The sequence below is a fragment of the Streptomyces sp. NPDC002130 genome (genome assembly GCF_040296465.1).
Taxonomy (GTDB): Bacteria; Actinomycetota; Actinomycetes; order Streptomycetales; family Streptomycetaceae; genus Streptomyces.
In genome coordinates, this window is the sequence record NZ_JBEOXI010000872.1 from 1 (window position 1) to 1,383 (window position 1,383).

Sequence of the window (1,383 nt, forward strand, 5' to 3'; positions counted from 1 at the left end):
TCTTCTTCTCGGCCTCGATGGCTTCGGGGTCGTTCAGTGCATGACCTTGGATTCCGAAGGCAACCCGCTGACGGCCGCTGACTTAGCTCAATTGTATGCGTCGCTGCGTCGAAAAACGCCGACAAATGTGATCCGCGACATAGTTAACCTTGATCACGAAGGTGGCGGACCGGACCCGGTTCTTCCCGGGCTCACATTGCCCGACGTCCTCGAGGCGGATCACACCGTACCGATGAGGGTCATATTCGACATGCCTGGTTTTACGCAGTTGACCTTCGAGCAGCAAATTCAAGTATTGAACTATGTCGATAACTTCCTGGGTTTGAGCCCGACTGCGAATACGTCAAAGGGCGCCAAGAGTTGGGCAGACTGGTGGGGCTATGTGAAGGGTGGAATCCCGGTTTCCCCTGAATTCCGGGATGCTATGATCGAAATCGAAACTCATCTTACTGAGGAAATTCGTCAAATGATATCTAGTATATTGAATGGAGTTCAGTAGTGGATCTGGTCAAGATTTCGCGGTATGTCGACTCGCCCGTGCTTGTGGAGATTGACGACTTGACACCACTTGAACGTATGGCGCTTCCGATTTATTGGTTGGATGCACTAAATGGTGATCTTGCAGCTCGAATTTCGGGGATATTGGACCAATGGGATGTATTTGGGCGACCGATATTGGGCGACACTTACAGAAACATTAAAGAGAATCTATCCGATGTTCGGTTGCTCAGGTCTGAAAATAGGTTCTTTCTTCTATATAAAATTAAAATGGCAGATGGGACCGATCTCTACTATTTGGGTACGCCACCGGTAGTTGATGGTGGTGAACTTCCAGGGTATTGGAATAAATTCCCCCCCAGTCTAAAGAATTTCTATTCAAATTTGCACAACGGTTGGTACTATATTGCCGGTAAGACTGTCGGGCCACTGCCTCTTGAAGATATGTTTCGAATTGACAGCTTTGAATGGTCTATTCTGGACGGGCTGTCCCCTGAAGAGTACCCAGATCCGGCTCGTTGCATCGCGACATTCAGATCGGGCGGCGGCGGTTATCTTTGCTTGTACTTTGGTGAGGAATCGACAAGGGGTGTTGTGTGGTCATTGACGGAACCCCCTGAACTGGTCGATTACTCCACTTACCTTGATATCTGGACCAACGTCGGACTCGGTGCCTAGAGCCTGCGCCTTGGATAGCCAGACTGGAGACAGTCTAAGCAATTTGTGTGCGGTCTTGCCCCACGTGGCACGTGCCTCGGATCCAGTCTCCAAAGAGCAGATGATCAATTTGTCTGACCAGAAGGGATCTCGAGGTCATGATCGGTTTCGGGGCCAGGAGCAGACGGCGCCCGCCGCCTTCACCGCCTTCGCCCGCTTCGTGCTCTG

General features: G+C 51.0%; 2 protein-coding genes. Both read left to right on the forward strand.

The window, feature by feature from the left end; all coding sequences use genetic code 11:
- A partial coding sequence (locus ABT116_RS46505) for a hypothetical protein (RefSeq protein ID WP_351647284.1) occupies positions 1-499 on the forward strand: 499 nt, incomplete at its 5' end.
- Entirely contained in the window at positions 499-1,176 is a 678-nt protein-coding gene (locus ABT116_RS46510; protein ID WP_351647286.1) for an SMI1/KNR4 family protein, read from the forward strand. The genes ABT116_RS46505 and ABT116_RS46510, both read left to right, overlap by 1 nt.
- The last annotated feature ends 207 nt before the right edge of the window (positions 1,177-1,383 follow it).